This is a genomic window from Mesorhizobium sp. CA10 (assembly GCF_020165285.1).
Lineage (GTDB): Bacteria > Pseudomonadota > Alphaproteobacteria > Rhizobiales > Rhizobiaceae > Mesorhizobium.
Map to the genome: position 1 here is coordinate 86261 of NZ_JAIUHV010000014.1, position 22094 is coordinate 108354.

Genomic DNA, 22094 nt, shown 5'->3' on the forward strand with positions numbered 1-22094 from the left:
TAATAAATTCTAGACCTTCGCCCTTCACGCTATACTCAATCGATTTGCGATCTGGCATCGGATCGCGAGCGCGGCTACGCTGCCGGAATTGGCTGCGGCGCGGAGATATGTTGGCGATGGACGGTAGATGACGGCGCCTGGCGATTTGATGCAGGCCTTGTTCCTGAGGCTGAAGACCGATGAGTCGCTGTCGGCGCTGCTTGGCGGCGCGGGCCTGCTCGAGCAGGCGAGCGACAAGGCCGCCTTTCCGCACGTCACATATGGCCGCACCAGCGCCTTCGACCTCGAGACCGGCGTCGACAACGACAATGACCAACTGGTCACCTTGCACGTCTGGTCGAAAGCCCAGGGCGAGGCCGAGACACGCCTCATCATGGACAGCATCAAGGCGAGCCTCGATGGCGCGGCGCTGTCCATTGGCCCGCGCGGCCAGACGCGCCTGTCCCTGGAATTCGCCGAGGCGCGCTATGACGAGGATCTTGCAGTCTATCATGGATTGCTGCGCTTCCGCGCGCTGACCCAGGAAAGTGCATAGGGGTGTGTTGAGATTCAGGTCAGGCCGAGTCGAAAATGATGGCTTCTGAGAACCGGCGCGGAGCGTACTTAAAGTACGTGAGCACCGGAAGCGCAGGAAGCCGGCATTTGCAGGCCGGCCTCACCTGAACATCGACACACCCTAAAGCTGCGCCTGGATCGCGGCCTTGTCGATGACCGACCAGACCTCCCTTATGCGGCTGTCGTGGAATTCGTAGAACACGTTCTCGGCGAAAGAAACCCGCCTGCCGTGGACCGGCAGGCCGAACAGCACGCCTTTGGGATGGCAGTCGAAATGCAGGCGCGCCGCCACGCGCGGCGGCTCCGAGATAAGAAGCTCGATGTTGAAGCGCAGGTCGGGAATGGCCTCGAAATCGCCTTCCAGCATGCGCCGATACCCCGACAGCCCGATCGTCTCGCCATTATACTGCACCTCCTCGCCGACGAACCGGCCGAGATTGCCCCAGTCCTGCTCGTTAAGGCAGACGATGTAGCCCCGGTAGAGATCGGCAATATCCTCACGCGTCATCGCATCCTCCCATGGCCGTCCAGCGTTTCTACACTAGGTAGCGCGGGGCGCGGAATCGGCAGGCCGAAAAGCGTAGCGGACCGACTGATTTTCCGGCTATGAATTTGCACCTGGGCTTGAGGGAGCGTTGGCGTCCATAGGGGGTGTGGCGGGCATGGATTTTCGATCGTTCACCGTTCATTTCACGTTCAGCCCATATGCGTTAGAACCGTGATCATGAAAAAGTTTGGCCCTCATCTCCGCAAAGCAGTGCTGGCGCTTGCCGCAGCCGGCCTCTTTGCGTCGCAGGCGATTGCCCTGCCGGTCACCGAGCCGTCGGTCGATCGGCCGGTGGTGCTCGCCGCCAGCGATTGCTACGCCATCGGCCAGCAGGTCGCCGCGCAGAATGGCGGCACGCTGGCCAAGGCCTCGCAGGCGACGCGGGGCGGCCAGCAGGTCTGCGTGATCGTCGTTCTGGTTCCCGGCAAGGAAGGCCAGCGTCCGCGCCGCTCGGAAATCGTCGTTCCGATGGGCTGACCCTGTCGTTTCCCAGGCTGGCGGAATCGGCCTATAGGTCTACCCAACAACAGGCTTCAACCCCATGCGCGTGCTCGTCGTCGAGGATGACAAGGATCTCAACCGGCAACTGGCCGACGCGCTGGTCGATGCCGGCTATGTGGTCGACCGCGCTTATGATGGCGAGGAGGGGCACTTCCTCGGCGACACCGAGCCTTACGATGCCGTCGTCCTCGATATTGGCCTGCCGCAGATGGACGGCATCAGCGTCGTCGAGCGCTGGCGCCGCGGCGGCCGCAAGATGCCGGTGCTGATCCTGACCGCGCGCGACCGCTGGAGCGACAAGGTGGCCGGCATCGACGCCGGCGCCGACGATTATGTGACTAAACCCTTCCACATCGAGGAGGTGCTGGCGCGGGTGCGGGCGCTGATCCGCCGCGCGGCCGGCCATGCCTCGTCGGAACTCACCTGCGGGCCGTTGCGCCTGGACACCAAGGCGTCCAAGGCCGATGTCAACGGCGTGCCGCTCAAGCTCACCTCGCACGAGTTCCGGCTGCTCGCCTATCTGATGCACCATATGGGCGAGGTGGTGTCGCGCACCGAGCTGGTCGAGCATCTCTACGATCAGGATTTCGATCGCGATTCCAACACGATAGAAGTGTTTGTCGGCCGGCTTCGAAAGAAGATGGGCATCGACATGATCGAAACCGTGCGTGGCATGGGCTATCGCATGCGTGAGCCGGAGGCGTGACGCGGAACCGCTGAAGCCAACCATGGAAACGCGGCTTTCGAAGCTGCGGCTCTGGCCGCGCTCGCTGACCTTCCGCGTCATCGCCTTTTCCACCATCTGGGCGATCCTGACTCTGGTTGTCATCTTCACCCTCATCACCACGCTTTACCGCCAGGCCAGCGAGCGCGGCTTCGACAGCCTGCTTTCGGCGCATTTGTTCAACCTGATCGGCTCCGTCGGCATTTCCGACAACGGCGCGCTGACTGGCTCGCCTGACCTCGGCGACCTGCGCTTTTCCGAGCCGAATTCCGGCTGGTACTGGTCGGTTGAGCCTGCCTCCGAAGGCGTGCATGGCGAAATCCATTCCTCCTCGATGACGACCTCGCTCCTGTCGCCGAGCGTCGCGGAGGTCCCGTTCAATGCGAACTTCCAGCGCAGCTACTCGATGGAGGGCATCAAGGGCGAGCGGCTCGAAGTGTTCGAGAGCGAGTTCGTGCTCGACGCCAAGAACCGCGCCGCGCGCTTCCGCGTCATGGGCAACCACAGCGAGCTCGAGCAGGAGATTGCAAGCTTCCAGCGTCGCCTGCTCACCTATCTCTCGCTGTTCGGCGTCGGCATGATCGCCATCAATGCCATCGCCATCCTGCTGGGTCTCCAGCCTTTGCGCCGGGTCCGCAATGCGCTCGCCATGGTGCGCGAGGGCACCGCGCAGCGGCTCGACGGCAGATTCCCGGCCGAGATCGAGCCGCTGGCCAGCGAGACCAATGCGCTGATCGAGAACAACAGGCGCATCGTCGAGCGCTCGCGCACCCAGGTCGGCAACCTTGCCCATTCGCTGAAGACGCCCTTAGCCGTGCTGATCAATGAAGGCCGCGCGCTCGGCGGCGCCAAGGGCCAGTTGATCGCCGAACAGGCCACCTCCATGCAGAAACAGGTCGACCACTATCTGCAGCGCGCGCGTGTCGCCGCGCAACGCGACAGCGTCGTTTTCCGCACGCCGGTTTCGCCGCTGGTCGAGCGCATGGTGCGCGTATTGCGGAAACTCAATCCGCAAACCAGGCTGACGCTGTCGCTGCCGCCGGCGGAGATCGTCTTTGCCGGCGAGCGCGAGGATCTGGAGGAATTGCTCGGCAACCTGCTCGACAATGCGATGAAATGGGCAAAGAGCGCCGTTGCCGTTTCGGTCGCGCTTGCACCGGGAATGAGCAACATGTTCGAAATCGTTATAGAGGATGATGGCCCGGGCATTCCCGAGGACAGCGCGCGGGAAGTTTTGAAACGTGGCAAGAGACTCGACGAGACGAAGCCGGGAACAGGGCTCGGGCTGGCCATTGTCGCCGACCTCGTCAACGAGTATGGAGGCTCGCTGGCGCTGGAACGGTCCGGCATGGGCGGCTTGAGGGCGGTGGTGGGATTGCGGAGCCTTCAATGATGTTTTTTATCGATTTGCGAGCAGCGGCCGACGGCCAAATTCCCGACAAATATCAACACTATGGCGATGAAAACGTCCTAATGGCGCGCCCCCAGTCCATCCAGTTCCATCCCGCTGAAGAGAACCGGTTGTCGGCATGAAGATCCGCGTCGCGCTCGTTTCCGCCCTGCTCGCCGTTTCCGGCTGCACGACCCTGGGCAAGGGTGGTCCGACCTCTCCCGTCACGCCTGTTTCCACGCCGCCGACCGGCGGCAAGGTGTCGACCGGCATCGTTTCGGCCATGAATGGCGGGCTTATCGGCGGGTCGATCGGTTCGGGCCTCAGCGATGCCGAAAAGCGCAAGGGCCTGGAAGCGGAATACAAGGCGCTGGAATACAACACCAGCGGCCAGAAGGTGACGTGGAAGAGCGACAACTCCTCGCATTATGGCGAGGTCGTCGCCGCCCAGCCTTACAGGGTCGGCTCGCAGGATTGCCGCCAGTACACCCACACCGTGTATACGAGCGGCGCGGGTGTCACCGCGCGCGGCACCGCCTGCCGCAATGCCGACGGCAGCTGGACGCCGCTGACCTAGAAAGAAACCCGGCCGGCCCCCGTTATTCGGTCGGATTGACCTCGATCAAGGTCGGACGGCGCGTCTGCCGTCAAAGCGTCGCAGTACGTCCGTGTTGGCAGGGCAGGGCTCTGCCTTTATTGGAAGGGCCATGCTGTTCTGGGTCATAGCCGCAATCCTCACGCTGGGCGCCAGCCTGGCCGTGCTGTTGCCGCTTACCGGCGGCATGAAAGGCGCGTCGTCGGCCGGCGATCACGATCTCGAAGTCTATCGCGACCAGCTTTCCGAGCTCGACCGCGACATGGCGCGCGGCCTGATCCAGCCCGGGGAGGCCGACGAAGCGCGTGCCGAGATCGGCCGCCGCATCCTGCGTCTGGGCGCGGTCGTGCAGCCGGACGCGGCAATACTCAAGCCTGCGCGCAGCGCCAAGTGGGTCGCCAGCATAGCCGTGCTTGCGGTTCCCCTGCTGAGCTGGGGGCTCTACGGCATGCTCGGCTCTCCCGATCTGCCTTCGCAGCCGCTGGCCGAACGTCTGGCCAAGAACCCGGCCGATGCCTCGGTCGACGAACTGGTCGCCCGCGCCGAAGCCCATCTCGCCGCCAATCCGTCGGACGGCAAGGGCTGGGACGTGCTGGCGCCGATCTATCTTCGGCTGCAGCGCTTTCCCGACGCCGTGACCGCCTATCGCAACGCCATCCGCCTCGACGGCGACAGCGCCGTGCGCCAGTCGGGTCTCGGCGAAGCGATCGCCAGCGCTGCCGGCGGCATTGTTTCGGCCGACGCTCAAAAAGCCTTCGAGGCGGCCCTGAAGCTCGATCCGGCCAACGCCAAGGCGAATTTCTACCTGGCGGTGGGCCTGGCACAGGAAGGCAAGAAGGCCGATGCCGTTGCCGCCTGGCAAAAGATGCTCGGCCAGCTCGCGCCGGATTCGCCCTGGCGCAGCGCCGTCCGGCAGGCGCTTGCGGAGGCGGGAGGTCCGGCTGTCGCCGATGCCGCGCCGGCCAACGGCCCCGACGCGCAACAGGCGGAAGCCGCGCAGCAGATGTCGCCGCAAGACCGGCAGGCGATGATCGAGACCATGGTCGCCGGTCTCGACGACAAATTGAAGCAGAATCCCCGCGACGAGGAAGGATGGATGCGGCTCATCCGTTCCTATGTCGTGCTTGGCAAGGCCGACCAGGCGCGCGACGCGCTCGGCCGCGCTGTCGCCGCCTTTGGCGCCGACAGTGAACAGGCCAAGAAATTCACCGCCTTCGCCGCCTCGCTCGGCGTGACGGCGACGGAGTAAGGCAATGACGCGCAAGCAGAAGCGATTGTCGGTGATCCTGGCGGGGCTGGCCTTCCTCGGCGCCGCTGCCGGCCTCACCTTCTATGCGCTGGGACAGAAGGCCTCCTATTTCTACATGCCGGCCGATCTCGCTACGGCAAGTGTGCCGCCCGGACAGCGCATTCGGCTCGGCGGTCTCGTCGAGAAGGGCACCATCATGCGCGGGCAAGGCGCCACCGTCGCCTTCTCGGTCACCGACAAGCAGAAGTCGGTCAAGGTCACCTATACCGGCATCTTGCCCGATCTGTTCCGCGAGGAGCAGGGCGTCATCACCGAGGGCGCTTTCGGCCCGGACGGTGTGTTCGTCGCCGACAGCGTGCTGGCCAAGCATGACGAGCGCTACATGCCCAAGGAAGTCGCCGACGGCCTGAAGGCCAAGGGTGTTTGGCAGGAAAGCACGAACTGATGAGCTGGTTCCGCAAAAGTGCCATGCGGTTTTGCGATCAGAACCTGCGAGAGAACAGGTAACCAATGGTTGAGACCGGACACTTCGCTCTTGTCCTCGCCTTCGCGCTATCGCTGGTGCAGATGCTGGTGCCGCTCGTCGGCGCCCGCACCGGCAACCAGCGCCTGATGGCGGTTGGCGGTCCGGTCACGGTCACCGGCTTCGCATTGACCGCTTTGTCCTTCGCCGCCCTTGCCAGCGCCTATGCCGGCTCGGACTTCTCGGTGGCGAGCGTTTGGGAGAACTCTCACTCCCTGCAGCCGATGATCTACAAAATCACCGGCACCTGGGGCAACCACGAAGGCTCGATGCTGCTGTGGGTGCTGATCCTGACCTTCTTCGGCGCGCTCGTCGCCGTCTTCGGCAACAATCTGCCGTCGACGCTCAAGGCCAATGTGCTGGCCGTGCAGGGCATGATCGGCGCCGCCTTCTTCCTGTTCATCTTGGCGACATCCAACCCGTTCATCCGCCTCAATCCGGCGCCGATCGAGGGCCGCGACCTCAATCCGATCCTGCAGGACCTCGGCCTCGCCATCCACCCGCCGATGCTTTACCTCGGCTATGTCGGCTTCTCGATCTGCTTCTCTTTCTCGGTCGCGGCGCTGATCGAGGGGCGCATCGACGCCTCCTGGGCACGCTGGGTGCGGCCCTGGACGCTGGTCGCCTGGATGTTTTTGACCGGCGGCATCGCCATGGGTTCCTACTGGGCTTATTACGAGCTCGGCTGGGGTGGCTTCTGGTTCTGGGATCCGGTCGAGAACGCTTCCTTCATGCCCTGGCTCGCCGGCACCGCGCTGCTCCATTCGGCCATCGTCATGGAGAAGCGCTCGGCGCTGAAGATCTGGACGCTGCTCTTGGCCATCCTGACCTTCTCGCTGTCGCTGCTCGGCACTTTCCTGGTGCGTTCCGGCGTGCTCACCTCGGTGCACGCCTTTGCCACCGACCCGGCGCGCGGCGTCTTCATCCTGTGCATCCTCACGCTGTTCATCGGCGGCTCGCTGGCGCTGTTTGCGCTGCGCGCCTCGCGGCTGACGGCGGGCGGTTTGTTCCATCCGATCTCGCGTGAGGGCGCGCTGGTGCTGAACAACCTGTTTCTCACCACCGCCACGGCAACGGTGCTGGTCGGCACTCTCTACCCGCTGGCGCTGGAGGCGCTGACCGGCGGCAAGATCTCGGTCGGCGCGCCGTTCTTCGACCTGACCTTTGGCCCGCTGATGCTGCCGCTATTGGCGATCGTGCCGTTCGGCCCCTTGCTCGCCTGGAAGCGCGGCGACGTCATTGCCGCCTCGCAGCGCCTGATGGCGGCCTTCGCTTTGGCGATCACCGCGATGCTCGTCACCGGCCTGTTCATCGACGGCGCCTCGGTCTTCGCAGCGCTCGGCGTCGGCCTCGCCGTCTGGCTGGTCGTCGGCGCGTTGACCGATCTTGCCGTCAAATCCGGCTTCGGCGCCGTGCCGCCGGCCGCCATGCTTCGCCGCTTCGCCGGCCTGCCGCGCTCCGTCTTTGGCACGGCGCTTGCCCATCTCGGCCTCGGGCTGACCTTGCTCGGCATCGTCGGCACGCTCTGCTTCGGCACGGAGAAAATCCTCAGCATGCATCCCGGCGAGACGGTGGAACTCTCCGGCCACACGCTGCGCTTCGAAGGGCTCTCCCCGCGGAAAGGTCCGAACTTCACCGAGGATCGCGGCCGCTTCCTGCTGATGGGCGCCGACGGCAACGCCGATGGCATGATTACCTCCGCAAAACGCTTCTATCCGGTGCGCCAGACGGTGACGACGGAGTCCGGCATCAGGACGATCGGCTTGAGCCAACTTTATCTGTCGCTCGGCGACGAGAACAATGACGGCTCCGTCGTCGTGCGCCTCTGGTGGAAGCCGCTGGTCACACTGATCTGGGGCGGCGGGCTGGTGATGATGGCGGGCGCAGCCATGTCGCTGCTCGACCGTCGCCTGCGCATCGGCGCGCCGGCAAAGCGGCGCAAGCCTGCGATAGCGGCAGCGGCCTCGCCATGAAGGCAAGATTTTCGCTCGCCTCGCTGGCCCTGCTGCTGGCGCTGTTCTTCGCCGGCGCAGCTCAGGCGGTGAAGCCTGACGAGGTGCTGCAGGATCCCGCATTGGAGGTGAGGGCGCGGGCGCTGTCCGAAGGCCTGCGCTGCATGGTCTGCCAGAACCAGTCGATCGACGAATCCGACGCCGATCTTGCTCGCGACCTGCGCATCCTCGTGCGCCAGCGCCTCGTCGCCGGCGACACCGACCAGCAGGTGATGGACTATATCGTCTCGCGCTATGGCGAGTTCGTGCTCTTGAAGCCGCGCTTCAGCCTGCGCAACGCGCTTTTGTGGGGCACGCCGGTGTTTCTGCTTCTGGCCGGCGGACTGTTCATCGTGCTCAGCGCCCGCTCGCGCCGAACTGTGCCGGACAGCACCCTGAGCGCTGAGGAACAGGCGGCGCTGGATAAGATGCTGCGCGAGTAGCGCCATCGCCGTGCTTGGCGATTGACCGCAACCGCCCTTGGCTCGTCATTCTATGGCGGAGCAAGGAGCGGAGCGACGCGCGCAGACCATAGAATCCATTCCGTTACGCTGACGCGCTGCTCACGGTGCAGAATTCTGCTCCGCTGCAACCTTCGGCGAAGGTAACGGCATGGATTCCAGGGTCTTCGCGACGGAGCTTCGCTCCTGCTTCACGCTGGAATGACGAAGTCTCGGGTGCTGACGCCAAGCCTCCGAACGCGCGGCATACCTCACCCCTGCCTGTGCGCTCGGCCTCCACGGCCTCGATCATCGCGTCAATTTCCGCCATCGCAGCTTCGTGAGGCACCATACAGCCCGCCTTTGCGTCGGCTATCCCGCGCTTGATGTCTTCAATCATCTTGGTTTCCCAATCGACTGATACTCGAGTTCGGTTGCTGTGGCCTGTGGTCATTTGAAACCTCGTGATCGCATGCATCGTCGCCAATCCCCAACATTACAAAACTTTCATGTACCGGAAATGGCGTCGTAATGTGCGGCTCTCTAATCCTCTTGCCCGAGGATGCTTCGCCTGAGTGCATCCACGTCGATAGAGGATAGGAAACCCCATGAATAATGCCCCCAATTCATTTGCCTCCACCCGCAAGCGCCTGATGGCGGCTGCAGCGTCCCTGGCCGTTATCGGTGCGGTCGGCGCGGGCGCGCTTGCCACCGGCACCGCCCCCGTGCTGGCCGATGCCGTGCGCGTCGAAGCCCCGCAGGTGCCGAGCTTCGCCGATGTCGTTGAGCATGTCTCGCCGGCGGTCGTCAGCGTCAAGGTCAAGGCCAAGATCCAGCCGACGGCCGACGATGGTTCCGACGACCAGGACGGTTTCGACAACCTGCCGGACAATCCGCAGCTGCGCCGCTTCTTCAAGGAATTCCGTGGCTTCGGTGACCAGGGTGGCCAGTTCGGCATGCGCCGCTTCGACCACCGCGACCATGGCAATGGCCAGCCGCGTCCGATCGCTCAGGGCTCGGGCTTCTTCATCTCCGAGGATGGCTATCTCGTCACCAACAACCACGTCGTCTCGGAAGGCTCGGATTTCAGCGTCGTCACCAATGATGGCAAGGAGCTCGACGCCAAGCTGATCGGCACCGATCCGCGCACCGATCTCGCCGTGCTCAAGGTCGATGGCGGCGGCAACAAGTTCACCTATGTCGACTTCGCCGACGATTCCAAGGTCCGCATCGGCGACTGGGTGGTCGCCGTCGGCAATCCGTTCGGCCTGGGCGGCACTGTCACCGCGGGCATCGTCTCGGCCCGCGGCCGCGACATCGGCGCCGGCCCTTATGACGACTTCATCCAGATCGACGCTTCGGTCAACCGCGGCAATTCGGGCGGTCCGACCTTCAACCTCAACGGCCAGGTGATCGGCATCAACACCGCCATCTTCTCGCCGTCGGGCGGCAGCGTCGGCATTGCCTTCGATATCCCGGCCTCGACCGCCAAGCAGGTGGTCCAGGACCTGATGAAGAGCGGCTCGGTCCAGCGCGGCTGGCTCGGCGTCGAGATCCAGCCGGTCACCTCCGATATCGCCGAGTCGCTCGGCCTGAAGTCGGACAAGGGCGCGCTGGTCTCGAGCGCCCAGGATGGCGGGCCGGGCAAGAAGGCGGGTATCGTCGCGGGCGACGTGATCACCAAGGTCGACGGCAAGGATGTCGCCTCGCCGAAGGAGCTCGCCCGGATGATCGGTGCATTCGCGCCGGGCAAACCGGTCGATGTCACCGTCTGGCGCAACGGCAAGGACGAGACCGTCAAGGTCGATCTCGGCACGCTGCCGGCAAGCGACAAGCAGGCCTCGAACGACGACAGCAACAAGCAGTCGGCACCGGCGGCGAAGGCCGACACGCTGGCCGATCTCGGCCTGACCGTAACCAAGGCGGAAAAAGGCAAGGGCCTCGTGGTCACCGACGTCGATCCCGACAGCGATGCGGCCGATCGCGGCATCCAGCCCGGCGATGTCATCACCTCGATCAATTCGAACGACGTGAACACCACCGACGACGTGTCCAAGGCGATGACGGATGCCGCCAAGGCCGGCCGCAAGGCCGTGCTGATGCAGATCACCCGCGACGACTCGAACCGCTTCGTGGCGCTGCCGGTCGGCAAGGGCTGACATCGACTTTCAGCTTCCCCATGGCGTATCAACACCCCCGAGCCGCCGTGGGGAAACATGGGGCCGAGCACGTAAGTCAGTCACCGTGTTTCGCTCCTGGCGGCAGCGGGTTTCCCATCACCCGCTGCCGTTTTAACTTGAAGGCAAGACGATATGACTGCCCCTCAACCTTCCAATGAAATCGCGTATAACGGCTCCATGAAGATTCTCGTCATGGAAGACGATCGCGAGGCGGCGGACTACTTGCAGAAAGCCTTCGCTGAGGCGGGCCACACCGCCCATGTCGCCGGCGACGGCGAGACCGGCTTCGCGCTCGCCGATGCCGGCGACTATGACGTGATGGTGGTCGACCGCCTGATGCCGCGTCGTGACGGCCTGTCGGTGATCGCCGCGCTTCGCTCGCGCGGCAACACCACGCCGGTGCTGATCCTTTCGGCGCTGGGCGAGGTCGATGACCGGGTCACCGGATTGCGCGCCGGCGGCGACGATTACCTCACTAAACCCTACGCCTTTTCCGAATTGCTCGCCCGCGTCGAGGTGCTGAACCGCCGCGCCAGCGCGCGCGAGGCCGAGACGGTCTACCGCGTTGGCGATCTCGAGCTCGACCGGCTGTCGCATTCGGTCAAGCGCGCCGGCCGCGAGATCACGCTGCAGCCGCGCGAGTTCCGCCTGCTCGAATATCTGATGCGCCATGCCGGCCAGGTGGTGACGCGCACCATGCTTCTGGAAAATGTCTGGGACTATCATTTCGATCCGCAGACCAACGTCATCGATGTCCACGTCTCGCGCCTACGCGGCAAGATCGAAAAAGGCTTCGACAAGCCGATCCTGCACACGATCCGCGGCGCCGGCTACATGCTGAAAGGCGGCTAGAACCCGTCATGGCATTGTCCCTGCCGGCCATCATGAAGACGACGGCGGCCCGGCTTTCGGCGCTTTATCTTCTGCTTTTCGCGCTCTGCGCGGTGCTGCTCGTCCTCTACATGACGTCGCTGTCGGCGCGCATGCTGACCGCGCAGACGCAGGAGACCATCAACGACGAGGTGCTGGGCCTGGCCCGCGCCTATCAGCGCGGCGGCCTGCCGGTGCTGGTGCGCGTCGTCGAGGCCCGCTCGCGCCAGCCCGGCGCCAATCTCTATCTGATCGCCGACGCCAACGGCCAGATCTTGACCGGCAATGTGCAGAGCCTGGAGCCCGGGGTCATCGAGACCGAGGGCTGGACGACGGACCCGTTTTCCTACCAGCGCTTCGGCGAAGGCGAGCTCGATCGGCTGCGCAGCGGCGGTTCGGACCAGGCCACGCCTCCGGCCAACGAGGGCAACACTCCACAATCGACAGGTGAGAAGGGGCACAACGCCATCGCGCTGGTGCTGAGGCTGCCTAACCAGATGATCATGCTGGTCGGCCGCGACCTCGGCGAGCCCGAGCGCTTCCGCGCCGTCATCAGCCGCGCGTTGACCCTGGCGCTTGGCATGATGGGTTTGGGCGGCATCCTGATCTGGTTCTTTGTCGGGCGCGCCGCGCTGAAGCGGATCGACAGCGTCTCGGACGCCAGCCGCCGCATCATGGGCGGCGATTTGTCCGGACGGCTGCCGGTCACCGGCGCCGGCGATGAATTCGACCGCCTGTCCGAAAACCTCAATTCGATGCTGGCCAGGATCGCCATGTTGAACGAGGGGCTGAAGCAGGTCTCCGACAACATCGCCCATGATCTGAAGACGCCGCTGACCAGGCTGCGCAACCGCGCCGAGGCGACGCTCGCCGGCAGGCACAAGACGGAGGAGTACCGCCAGGCGCTTGAAGGTACGATCGCGGAGTCCGACCAGCTCATCAAGACGTTCAACGCCATCCTGATGATCTCGCGCCTGGAGGCCGGCTACTCCTCGGAACAGACCGGTCCCGTCGATCTCGCCGCCACGGTGAGCGATGTCGTCGAGCTCTATGAGCCGGTGGCGGAGGAGGCGGGGGTTGCGCTGGAAACGACCGTGTCCGAGGCCTTCACGATCAACGGCAATCGCGAGCTGATCGGCCAGGCGTTGTCCAACATCGTCGACAACGCCATCAAATACTCGACCGACGCTGCCGAGGCGCCGAAAGTACGGGTGGTGCTGGAGCGCGCCGGCAACGAGATCAAGCTTGCCGTCACCGACAATGGCCACGGCATTCCCGACGACGCCGATCGCGCCCGCGCCACCGAGCGCTTCGTGCGCCTTGAAAAGAGCCGCTCGCAACCGGGCTCGGGTCTCGGTCTCAGCCTCGCCAAGGCAATCATGACTTTCCACAACGGCAGGCTTGATCTTTTACCCGCCAATCCCGGATTGTCCGTGGTCATGAGTTTCCCGTTGCGGGAGACGCATTGACAGCGCGGACAAATGGCGAAGAAGAAAATCGAATCCGAGTTCCGGCTTAGCCCGACAGTGGCGCTCCGCCCCCTTGATGCGGAGCATGCCCGGCGTGAATTGTCGGAAATCGCCGATGCCGCCGAGGAAGAGGGGCTTTCGCGCCTCGCCGCGTTCCTGGCGGGCGAGGGGCCACTGCAAGACCTGCTGGCGGCCGTCTTCGACCTCTCGCCCTTCCTGCGCGATGTCGCGCGCCGCCGGCCATCCGTTCTCGACACGCTGTTCGACCGGACGATCGAAGCGCGGCTCGATGCCATCGGCGAGGCGATAGGCGGCGCGGCCAAGGTGGATGACGCCTCGGAATCGGGCCTGATGATGGCGCTCAGGCAGTGGAAGACGGAGGCGCATTTCTTGATCGCGCTGGCCGACCTTTCGGGCGAGGCAGAGACCGCGGTGACGGTGCGCCGTCTCAGCGATCTCGCGGATGCCTGCACAAAAGCCGCTGTCGATTTCCTGCTGCTCGACGCGCAACGGCAAGGCAAGCTCAAGCTGCCGGATCGGTTGGAACCGGCGAAGGATTCGGGCTGGATCCTGCTCGGCATGGGCAAGCTCGGCGCGCATGAGCTGAATTTTTCCTCCGACATCGATCTCGTCGTCTTCTTCGATCCGGAGGCGCCGGCCGTCATCGATCCGCTCGGCGCCACCGAGCTGTTCTCACGCCTCACCCGCCGGCTCGTGCGCATCCTGCAGGACCGCACCGAGCACGGCTATGTGTTTCGCACCGATCTGAGGCTCCGCCCTGATCCCGGCTCGACGCCGCTGGCGATCCCCGTCGAGGCTGCACTTCGCTATTACGAGGCGCGCGGCCAGAACTGGGAGCGGGCGGCCATGATCAAGGCGCGGCCGGTTGCCGGCGACCTTGCCGCGGGCGCGGCCTTCCTCAAGGAATTGCAGCCCTATGTCTGGCGCAAATACATGGACTATGCGGCGATCGCCGACGTCCATTCGATCAAGCGCCAGATCCATGCCCACAAGGGCCATGGCGAGATCGCGGTGAAGGGCCATAACGTCAAGCTCGGCCGCGGCGGCATCCGCGAGATCGAGTTCTTCGTCCAGACCCAGCAACTCATCGCCGGCGGCCGCTTCCCGGAGCTGCGCGGCCGCGAAACCGTGCCGATGCTCGCAGCGCTCGCCGCGCGCGGCTGGATCACCGCCGACGCACGCGACGCGCTCACGCGACAATACTGGTTCCTGCGCCGCGTCGAGCATGCCATCCAGATGGTGGCGGACGAGCAGACGCATATCCTGCCGGAAGAAGACGAGGAGCTGAAGCGCATCGCGCTGATGCTGGGTTTTGCCGGCGAGGCGGAATTCACCCAGACCTTCCGCGCCTCGCTGCAGCAGGTAGAGCGCCATTATGCGGCGCTGTTCGAAACTGCTCCCGAGCTTTCGGCCGGCGTCGGCAATCTGGTCTTCACCGGCGATGTCGACGATCCCGACACGCTGCAGACGCTCGATCGCCTGGGCTTCCAGCGGCCTAGTGACATCTGCCGTGTCATCCGCGGCTGGCATTTCGGCCGCTACCGCGTCACCCAGTCGGCCGAGGCGCGCGAGCGGCTGACCGAATTGGCGCCGGCGCTGCTCAAAGCCTTCGGCCAGACGCGGCGCGCCGACGAGGCGCTGATGCGCTTCGACGAGTTCCTCGCCGGCCTGCCCGCCGGTATCCAGCTTTTCTCGCTGCTGCAGTCGAACCCGGCGCTGCTCAAGCTGATGGCGACCATCATGGGCGCCGCGCCTCGGCTGGCGGCGATCATCACGCGTCGTCCGCATGTCTTCGACGGACTGCTCGATCCGGCATTGCTCACCGAACTGCCGGATCGCGCCTATCTCTCGGCCCGGCTTGCCGCCTTTATCGAAGGCGACCGCGCCTATGAGGATGTGCTCGACCGGCTGCGCATCTTCGCTTCCGAGCAGAAATTCCTGATCGGCGTTCGCCTGCTTGCCGGCTCTATCGATCCGGCGCGGGCGGGGCGCGCCTTCTCGGATCTCGCCGATCTCACCATCGAAGCGGCGCTCGACGCCGTGATCGCCGAATTCGCGCTGCGCCACGGCAGCATCGCGGGCGGCAGGGTGGCGCTGCTCGGCATGGGCAAGCTGGGCAGCCGCGAGCTTACGGCGGGTTCGGATGTCGATCTCATCCTGCTCTATGACCATGACACCGACGCCGAGGACTCCGACGGCGAGAAGCCGCTGGCGCCTTCGCATTACTATACCCGCATGACGCAGCGCCTGATCGCGGCCGTCTCGGCGCCGACGGCCGAAGGTGTGCTCTACGAACTGGATCTGCGCCTGCGTCCATCAGGCAACAAGGGGCCGGTCGCCACGCATATCGACGCGTTCAAGAAATATCAGCGCCAGGATGCGTGGACCTGGGAACACTTGGCGCTGGCACGGGCCCGCGCCATCGGCGGCGACGCCGAACTCTGCGCCGAGCTCGAGACGGAAGTGGCGGCGGTACTGGGGCAGCCGCGCGACGCGGCCAAGGTCAAAGCCGAGGCCTCGGACATGCGTGCGCTGATCGAGAAGGAGAAGGCGCCGCGCGATCTCTGGGACATCAAGCTGATCCCGGGCGGGCTCATCGACCTGGAATTCATCGCGCAGGTCGCGGTCATTACCGGCGCGATCGAACCTGGCCGCCGGGTCACGGCGACTGCCGACATTCTGGCCCGGCTTTCTCCGGACTTCGCCGCAGCCGATATGCGTGAAGAGCTTGGCGAGGCCTATCGGCTCTATCTGGCGCTGACCCAGATGATCAGGCTTTGCCTCACCGGCGAGTTCCAGCGCGACGATGTCCCGCCGGGACTCTCGGATCTGCTGCTCGCGGTCACCGACCTGCCGGATTTCGCTGTGCTGGAAGCACATCTCAAGGAGATGTCGCGGAAGGTCAGGAGAGATTTCGACCGTCTGCTTCGTGCGGGAGCGTCGCCATCAACCGCATCGTTGCCATGAGATTCCCCAGGTGGCACATTAGCCACAGTTAATATTAATCGGCGATCCGGTCTTGCGCCAGTGGCAGAGGTGTCCCGTAATGGGTCAATAGGTCTGGCACCGCAATTGCACTGTCAGCAATGCCGGGGTCAACCATCACCCCGACGATGGGGGGCCCCGCCGCTTCGCAAATGGAGCGGCGGGTTCTTAACGGCTGATTTGAAAGCCGCCTAAATCGCCATGCATTGGGGCGCTGGGCAATTATGGATCTTCCGAAATTTTTGGTAGGCATGTTCACGACGTCATTCATCGTGGCGATCTGGGCTTACAACGAAACTGGTTCTGTCTGGGCGGTGCTTGGATGGGCAATCCTGGCCATGATCATTCTGCAGGTCGGATATATCGGTCTGGTCATCAGCTTGATCTATAGACGGGCGTCGAAAGGCGCCGATGCAAGTCCGGCATCTGCAGCAGCAAATGATTTAAACCTTACCGGTCCAGTTTAGCGACCCGACAGTCCGTTGGGTTTGACTGATTGCCGCCCTGACCGGCCCGGGGCAAGCCGGAAGTGAGATGTCCAGCAGGACGGAGGGGGCGCTGTCCGCCGGAGCCTTTGGAAATTCCGCATTCTGAACTAGAGCAATTCCAGGAAAAGTGTGTGCGGTTTTCCGTTCGGAATTGCGTAAAAACAAAGAGCTAGAGCGGTTCGCCGTTTTCATGAAACGGTGAAACGCTCTAAGCCGCCGCCTTCACCGCGGACGGCGCCTTCTTCAGCGGAATGCGTACCGACACGATCGTGCCGACACCCTCGGTCGAACGGATCTTCAGCGCGCCGCCCTGCAATTCGGCCAGCGAGCGCGAGATGGCGAGCCCGAGGCCCGAGCCTGTGTGGTTCTTGGAGAACTGGTTCTGCACCTGCTCGAACGGCCGGCCGAGCTTGCTCAGCGCCTGCTTGGGGATACCGCAGCCATTGTCCTCGATGGTGAGCAGCAGCGCGCCCGACGTGTTGCGCGCTCTGACCGTGATCTTGCCGCCCTGTCCGGTGAATTTCACCGCATTGGAAAGAAGGTTGATGGCGATCTGCTTGATCGCGCGGCGGTCGGCATAGAGCCGCATCGTATCGGCGATGCGCGTCTCGACATTGATCGACTTCTCCGCTGCCTGCAGCGAGATCACCCGCACCGTTTCCTTGATCAGCGGGCAGAGGTCGATCTCCTCGTGGTCGAGCGAGAACTGGCCCGCTTCGATCTTCGACATATCGAGGATGTCGTTGATGACGCCGAGCAGGTATTTGCCGCTGCCGTTGATGTCGGTCGCGTATTCCTCATAGCGCTCCGAGCCGAGCGGTCCGAACAGGCCCTGCTGCATCAATTCGGAGAAGCCGATGATGGCGTTGAGCGGCGTGCGCAATTCATGCGACATGTTGGCGAGGAATTCCGACTTGGCGCGATTGGCCGCCTCGGCGCGCTCGGTTTCCTTCATGTATTTGCGGTTGAGCTCGACCAGTTCGCTGGCGCGTTCCTCCTCGGCGCGCCGCGCGAGGCTGAGATCGTGGATCGTCGCCATCAGCCGGCGCTCGCTGTCGACCAGCTTTTCCTGATGCAGCTTTATCTGGGTGATGTCGGAGCCGACCGAGACGACACCGCCGTCGCGGGTCCTGAGCTCGTTGACCTGCAGCCAGCGGCCGTCGGCGAGCTGGCGCTCGAGTGTGATGCCGCCATGCGGCCCGTTGGCATTGGCCAACCTGCGCTCCGAGGCGAAGGCCAGCATGCGCTGCTCCAGCATATCGCGCGTCGCGCCCGGCACTACGTCGCGATCCGACAGCCCATTGTCCTTCTGGAACTTCGAATTGCACATGATCAGCCGTTCGGCGGCATCCCACAGAACGAAGGATTCGTTGATGTTCTCGATCGCTGTCCTGAGCCGCATGTCGGCCGCTTCCGAACGCAGCGCCAGATGCCGCTGCTCGGTGACGTCGACGGCGATGCCGATCAGCTGAATCTCCGGCGCCTCCGGGTCGATCACCTGGGCGCGGGCTCGCATCCATACCCATTGTCCGTCGGCGTGGCGCATGCGAAAGACCTGGTCGATATGGTCAATCTCGCGTTCGATGATGCGGTTGGCGAGCTCGAACAGGTCGCCGTCTTCCGGGTGGACGATCTCGTCGACCTCGCCGAAGGAGAGCATCGTGTCGCAGGGCTCATAGCCCAGCATGTCGTACATCGAGCGCGACCAGTACATCTTGCCGCGCACCATATCCCAGTCCCACAACCCACAGCGGCCGCGCACCAGCGCCATGTCGATGCGCTGATGCGCTTCGAGATAGATGCGGTCCGCCGCCTGGGCGCGCGCCGCCTGGCCGAAATAGGCGTAGAGGATGACGATCAGCACGCCCGCCGTCAGCACGAACAGCGTGACGTTGAGCGACATAGACTTGCGCCAGCTGTCGAACACCGCTTCCTTCGGCACCAGCACTGCGGCCGCGTGTTTGCGGTCGCCGCTGAGGCTGACAGCGGCAAACCAATCCTGTCCGCCGGTGCTGACATCCATCACGCCGGCGCGGTCGCCGAACATGAACAGCGGCTGGCCGCCCAGGACCAAGCTGTCCAGCGTGCGGCCCTGCCAGCCCGTCGACAACGGCGAAACGGCGATGACCTTGAAGTTGGCGTCGGTGACGGCGAGCACATGGGCGCGGCTCATGGCGCCCTGGCGGCTGATGTTCTCCAGGAGGCTCGTGGCACTGACGCCGGCCGCGCTGGGATCCGCGGTGATCGCCTGCGCCATCTGGCCGGCGGCGAGCGCCAGCACTGCCTTGGCGTCGCGCTCGATCTCGTCATGCTCGTTCATCAGCGACAGGAAGCGCAATGCCGCGATGACGATGAGAAAAACGACGATCAGCGCCGGGATCGACCGGCGCAGCAGCGGCTCGGCGGCCAGGAGCCGCTGATAGGTGGGTTCGGCGATCAGGCGCGCATTGCCGGCAAGTCCGTCGCTCCTTGCCTTGCGACGCGCAAAAGCCTTCCCTCCGGGCGCGCCCCACGCGTCCGCCTTGGCCATAAATGGCACTCCCCGATTTGCCGCATACTTGGATGATCCGGCTACGCCGCACGCCCCGAATCGCCATTAAAGAATCAAAGCCGATTCGCCTTGTCCAGAGGCGCGGGCGAAAAAGATTAAAAGTTGATTGAAATTCGTCGCAACTGCTGATCTACCCCCTCGTGGGGAGATGGCCGGCAGGCCAGAGGGGGGCGCTGTCCCGCCAGCCCTCCCAACCGTTCAATGGCCTCAACATAAGGTAGCTTTTGGACCCATTGGTAAAGAGCAGACGTTGCGATCCTTCGCGCCCCCTCTGCCCTGCCGGGCATCTCCCCCACGAGGGGGGAGATTGCTAATCACGCCAGCGTCCGCTCGACGATATCGCGCAGATCCGCCGACAGGTTCTCGACCTTCGCCATGTCGAGCAGCGCCTGCCTGGCCTTGGCCTGACGTCCAGGCTCGAGCGAGCGCCAGGAGCGTAGCGCCGTGGCCAGCCGCGCCGCCACTTGCGGGTTGCGCTTCTCCACTTCCAGCACCGTCTCGGCGAAGAAACGGTAACCTTCGCCGTCGGGGCGATGGAAGCCGGTCTGGTTGGCGCTGGAGAAGGTGCCGATCAGGGAACGAACCCGGTTCGGGTTGGCGATCGAGAAAGCCGGATGCTGCGTGAGCTCGCGCACTTTCTCGACGGTCCTTGCTCCGGGCACGCCAGCCTGGATCTGGAACCATTTGTCGAGCACCAGCGCGTCGCCGCGATAGCGGACCTCGAAAGCGGCCAGCGCTTCTTCGGCCTCGGCCGTGCCTGAATGGCGATGCGCCAGCACGGCGAGCGCCGCGGCGCGGTCGGTCATATTGGTGGCGGCGGTGAAGTGTCGCGCGGCGAGGCCCGCGCCGCCCGGCAGCAGCGAAAGATAGTCGAGAAGGGTGTTGCGCAGGGCCCGGCGTCCGGCGCTCGCCGCGTCCGGACTGAAAGGCCCGTTGTCGGCAAGCCGGTCATGGAGCGCCGCGAAGGTCTCGCCGTTTGCCTCGGCAATCGCCCGCGCCAGCGCCTCGCGCGCGGCGAAGATGGCGTCTGGATCGATGCCCTTGCCGATGTCGCGGGCGATGTCGGCTTCGCCGGGCAGCGACAGCGCCAGTGCCCGGTAGGCCGGCTCCAGCGCCTCGTCGCCGGCGATCCTGCCGGCAAGCTCGGCGAGCCGTGCCGCGAAGGCCGGCTCCCTGCCGCCGAGGATCTGGCGGAAGGCGACGATCAGCGCGTCGGTCAGCAGCGTGTTGAACGCCTGCCAGCGCGCGAAGGCATCGCTGTCATGCGCCGCGAGGAAGAACTGGTCGTCGGCCTTCTGCTGCACGGAAAGCGTGATCGGCGCCGAGAAGCCGCGGTTGAGCGACACCGAAGGCCGTTGCGAAATACCCGAGAAGCGCACCGTGTGCCGGCGCTTGCGGATATGGATGACACCGTCATCCACCGTTGCGCCCTCGACGGCCGTCCAGGTGACGGGCTTGCCATTGGCGCCGACCAGGCCGAAGGCCAAGGGGATATGCATCAGCCGCTTGCGGCTTTCCGACGGCGTCGGCGGCACCGACTGCTCGATCTCCAGGGTGAACTCCTTCGCCGCCGCATTGTGCGTGGAACTCACCGTCAGGTTCGGGGTGCCGGCCTGGTGGTACCAGAGCGCGAATTGCCCAAGGTCTCTGCCGGAGACGTCCTCGAACACTTTGAGGAAATCCTCGATGGTCGCCGCCTCGCCGTCATGCCGCTCGAAATAGAGGTCCATGCCGGCACGGAAGGTCTCCGCGCCGAGGATGGTGCGGATCATGCGCACCACTTCCGAGCCCTTCTCGTAGACGGTCGCCGTGTAGAAGTTGTTGATCTCGCGGTAGCGGCGCGGCCTGACCGGATGCGCGAGCGGCCCCTGGTCTTCCGGGAACTGGTGCGCGCGCAGCGTGCGCACCTCGGCGATGCGCTTCACCGCCCGCGAGCGCTGGTCGGCGGAGAATTCGTGGTCGCGGTAAACCGTCAGCCCTTCCTTCAGGCAGAGCTGGAACCAGTCGCGGCAAGTGATTCTGTTGCCGGTCCAATTGTGGAAATACTCATGCGCGATGATCGCCTCGATATTGGCGAAGTCGGCATCCGTCGCGGTCTCCTCGTCGGCCAGCACATATTTGTCGTTGAAGACGTTGAGGCCCTTGTTCTCCATGGCGCCCATGTTGAAGTCGGATACGGCGACGATGTTGAAGACGTCGAGGTCGTATTCGCGGCCGAAGGCTTCCTCGTCCCATTTCATCGAGCGTTTCAGCGCGTCCATCGCGTAGCCGGCAAGCCGTTCCTTGCCGGGTTCGACATAGATGCCGAGCTCGACCTCGCGGCCGGACATGGTGGTGAAGCTGCCAGCCACCTTGCCAAGCGCGCCCGCCACCAGTGCAAAAAGGTAGGAGGGTTTGGGGAAGGGGTCGTGCCAGACCGCATAATGGCGTCCGTCGGCGAGCGCGCCGCGTTCGACGGGATTGCCGTTTGAAAGCAAGAGCGGCGCCTCGTTGTGCGGCGCTTCGATGCGCACAGTGTAGACCGACAGGATATCGGGACGGTCGAGAAAATAGGTGATGCGGCGAAAGCCTTCGGCCTCGCATTGCGTGCAATAGACGTTGCTGGAGCGGTACAAGCCCATAAGCGCCTCGTTGCGCGAAGGCGCGATCTCCGTCTCCAGGCGGAGCTCGAAACGCTGCGCCGCCGGCGGCTTCAGAATCGTCAGCCGGTCCGGCGTCGCCTCATAGTCGCCGGCTGCGAGCGCGTGCCCATCGATGGCGACGCCGAGCAGCGTCAGCCCGTCGCCGTCGAGCACCAGCGGCGCCGAGGCGGCGACGCCCTCGCGTCGCTCGATGGTGAGCAGCGCGGTCACATGGGTCGCGTCCGGTGACAGGCGAAAGTCGAGGCTGGTCCTCGGGATGAGATAGTCGCAGGGGCGATAATCTTCGAGCTTGAAGACATGGCCGGTATCTGTGCGCATTCCTTGAGCTTTTCCTGTCGAGGCGGCCAGCCGGCCTGGCTGGTCCAAGAATTTT

The 22094-nt window shown here is 64.5% G+C and carries 19 protein-coding genes; 15 read left to right on the plus strand and 4 right to left on the minus strand.

The genetic code is table 11. From position 1 onward, the window contains the following. The first annotated feature begins 127 nt into the window (after positions 1–127). Complete coding sequence (locus LB535_RS24840; RefSeq protein WP_224544169.1) at positions 128–535, plus strand: DUF3168 domain-containing protein; 408 nt, start codon at positions 128–130, stop codon at positions 533–535. A gap of 141 nt (positions 536–676) precedes the next feature. Here LB535_RS24840 and LB535_RS24845 read toward each other — a convergent pair whose 3' ends face one another. After that, complete coding sequence (locus LB535_RS24845) at positions 677–1063, minus strand: ester cyclase (RefSeq protein WP_224634080.1); 387 nt, start codon at positions 1061–1063, stop codon at positions 677–679. Positions 1064–1279: 216 nt separating this feature from the next. On the opposite strand from LB535_RS24845, the gene LB535_RS24850 reads away from it, so the two are divergent. The 9 genes from LB535_RS24850 (at position 1280) to LB535_RS24890 (ending at position 8518) form a co-directional block, all read left to right on the plus strand. Continuing rightward, positions 1280–1579 (plus strand): hypothetical protein, encoded by a 300-nt coding sequence (locus LB535_RS24850; RefSeq protein ID WP_095766886.1) that lies wholly within the window; start codon positions 1280–1282, stop codon positions 1577–1579. A 64-nt stretch (positions 1580–1643) separates the two neighbouring features. Next, positions 1644–2309, plus strand: coding sequence for a response regulator transcription factor (locus tag LB535_RS24855; RefSeq protein WP_041002188.1), 666 nt, complete (start codon positions 1644–1646; stop codon positions 2307–2309). Between the two features lie 22 nt (positions 2310–2331). Continuing rightward, positions 2332–3720 carry an ATP-binding protein gene (locus LB535_RS24860; protein WP_224634081.1) on the plus strand — a complete coding sequence of 463 codons (1389 nt, stop codon included), beginning with the start codon at positions 2332–2334 and terminating at the stop codon, positions 3718–3720. Then, positions 3717–3860 carry a hypothetical protein gene (locus tag LB535_RS24865; protein WP_224634082.1) on the plus strand — a complete coding sequence of 48 codons (144 nt, stop codon included), beginning with the start codon at positions 3717–3719 and terminating at the stop codon, positions 3858–3860. Before LB535_RS24860 ends, LB535_RS24865 begins: the two co-directional genes overlap by 4 nt. Then, complete coding sequence (locus LB535_RS24870; RefSeq protein ID WP_140845770.1) at positions 3857–4294, plus strand: hypothetical protein; 438 nt, start codon at positions 3857–3859, stop codon at positions 4292–4294. The genes LB535_RS24865 and LB535_RS24870 overlap by 4 nt, the downstream gene beginning before the upstream one ends. 130 nt (positions 4295–4424) lie before the next feature. Beyond that, positions 4425–5561: a c-type cytochrome biogenesis protein CcmI gene (gene ccmI / locus LB535_RS24875; RefSeq protein WP_224634083.1), complete on the plus strand. Its 1137-nt coding sequence runs from the start codon at positions 4425–4427 to the stop codon at positions 5559–5561. A 4-nt stretch (positions 5562–5565) separates the two neighbouring features. Continuing rightward, positions 5566–6006, plus strand: a complete 441-nt coding sequence (ccmE, locus tag LB535_RS24880) for a cytochrome c maturation protein CcmE (RefSeq protein ID WP_140546178.1) — start codon at positions 5566–5568, stop codon at positions 6004–6006. Between the two features lie 65 nt (positions 6007–6071). Next, positions 6072–8057 carry a heme lyase CcmF/NrfE family subunit gene (locus tag LB535_RS24885; protein ID WP_224634084.1) on the plus strand — a complete coding sequence of 662 codons (1986 nt, stop codon included), beginning with the start codon at positions 6072–6074 and terminating at the stop codon, positions 8055–8057. Then, positions 8054–8518: a cytochrome c-type biogenesis protein gene (locus LB535_RS24890; protein WP_224634085.1), complete on the plus strand. Its 465-nt coding sequence runs from the start codon at positions 8054–8056 to the stop codon at positions 8516–8518. Before LB535_RS24885 ends, LB535_RS24890 begins: the two co-directional genes overlap by 4 nt. 103 nt (positions 8519–8621) lie before the next feature. Here the strand turns inward: LB535_RS24890 and LB535_RS24895 are convergent, their stop codons facing one another. Further along, positions 8622–8915: a hypothetical protein gene (locus LB535_RS24895; RefSeq protein WP_224634086.1), complete on the minus strand. Its 294-nt coding sequence runs from the start codon at positions 8913–8915 to the stop codon at positions 8622–8624. A gap of 208 nt (positions 8916–9123) precedes the next feature. Between LB535_RS24895 and LB535_RS24900 the strand changes: the two genes are divergently transcribed. The 5 genes from LB535_RS24900 (at position 9124) to LB535_RS24920 (ending at position 16507) form a co-directional block, all read left to right on the plus strand. Then, entirely contained in the window at positions 9124–10674 is a 1551-nt protein-coding gene (locus LB535_RS24900; protein WP_095766893.1) for a Do family serine endopeptidase, read from the plus strand. A 198-nt stretch (positions 10675–10872) separates the two neighbouring features. Then, on the plus strand, positions 10873–11547 hold the full coding sequence (locus LB535_RS24905) for a response regulator transcription factor (RefSeq protein WP_140848027.1): 675 nt from the start codon (positions 10873–10875) through the stop codon (positions 11545–11547). Positions 11548–11555: 8 nt separating this feature from the next. Beyond that, entirely contained in the window at positions 11556–13034 is a 1479-nt protein-coding gene (locus tag LB535_RS24910) for a sensor histidine kinase (protein WP_095766895.1), read from the plus strand. A 12-nt stretch (positions 13035–13046) separates the two neighbouring features. Beyond that, complete coding sequence (locus LB535_RS24915; protein WP_224634087.1) at positions 13047–16022, plus strand: bifunctional [glutamine synthetase] adenylyltransferase/[glutamine synthetase]-adenylyl-L-tyrosine phosphorylase; 2976 nt, start codon at positions 13047–13049, stop codon at positions 16020–16022. Positions 16023–16264: 242 nt separating this feature from the next. Next, positions 16265–16507 carry a hypothetical protein gene (locus LB535_RS24920; protein ID WP_224634088.1) on the plus strand — a complete coding sequence of 81 codons (243 nt, stop codon included), beginning with the start codon at positions 16265–16267 and terminating at the stop codon, positions 16505–16507. Positions 16508–16736: 229 nt separating this feature from the next. Here the strand turns inward: LB535_RS24920 and LB535_RS24925 are convergent, their stop codons facing one another. Continuing rightward, positions 16737–19058, minus strand: coding sequence for a PAS domain-containing sensor histidine kinase (locus tag LB535_RS24925; RefSeq protein WP_224634089.1), 2322 nt, complete (start codon positions 19056–19058; stop codon positions 16737–16739). Between the two features lie 335 nt (positions 19059–19393). Continuing rightward, a complete protein-coding gene (gene pepN, locus LB535_RS24930; RefSeq protein WP_224634090.1) occupies positions 19394–22039 on the minus strand; it encodes an aminopeptidase N in 2646 nt (881 codons plus the stop codon). Positions 22040–22094 lie beyond the last annotated feature (55 nt).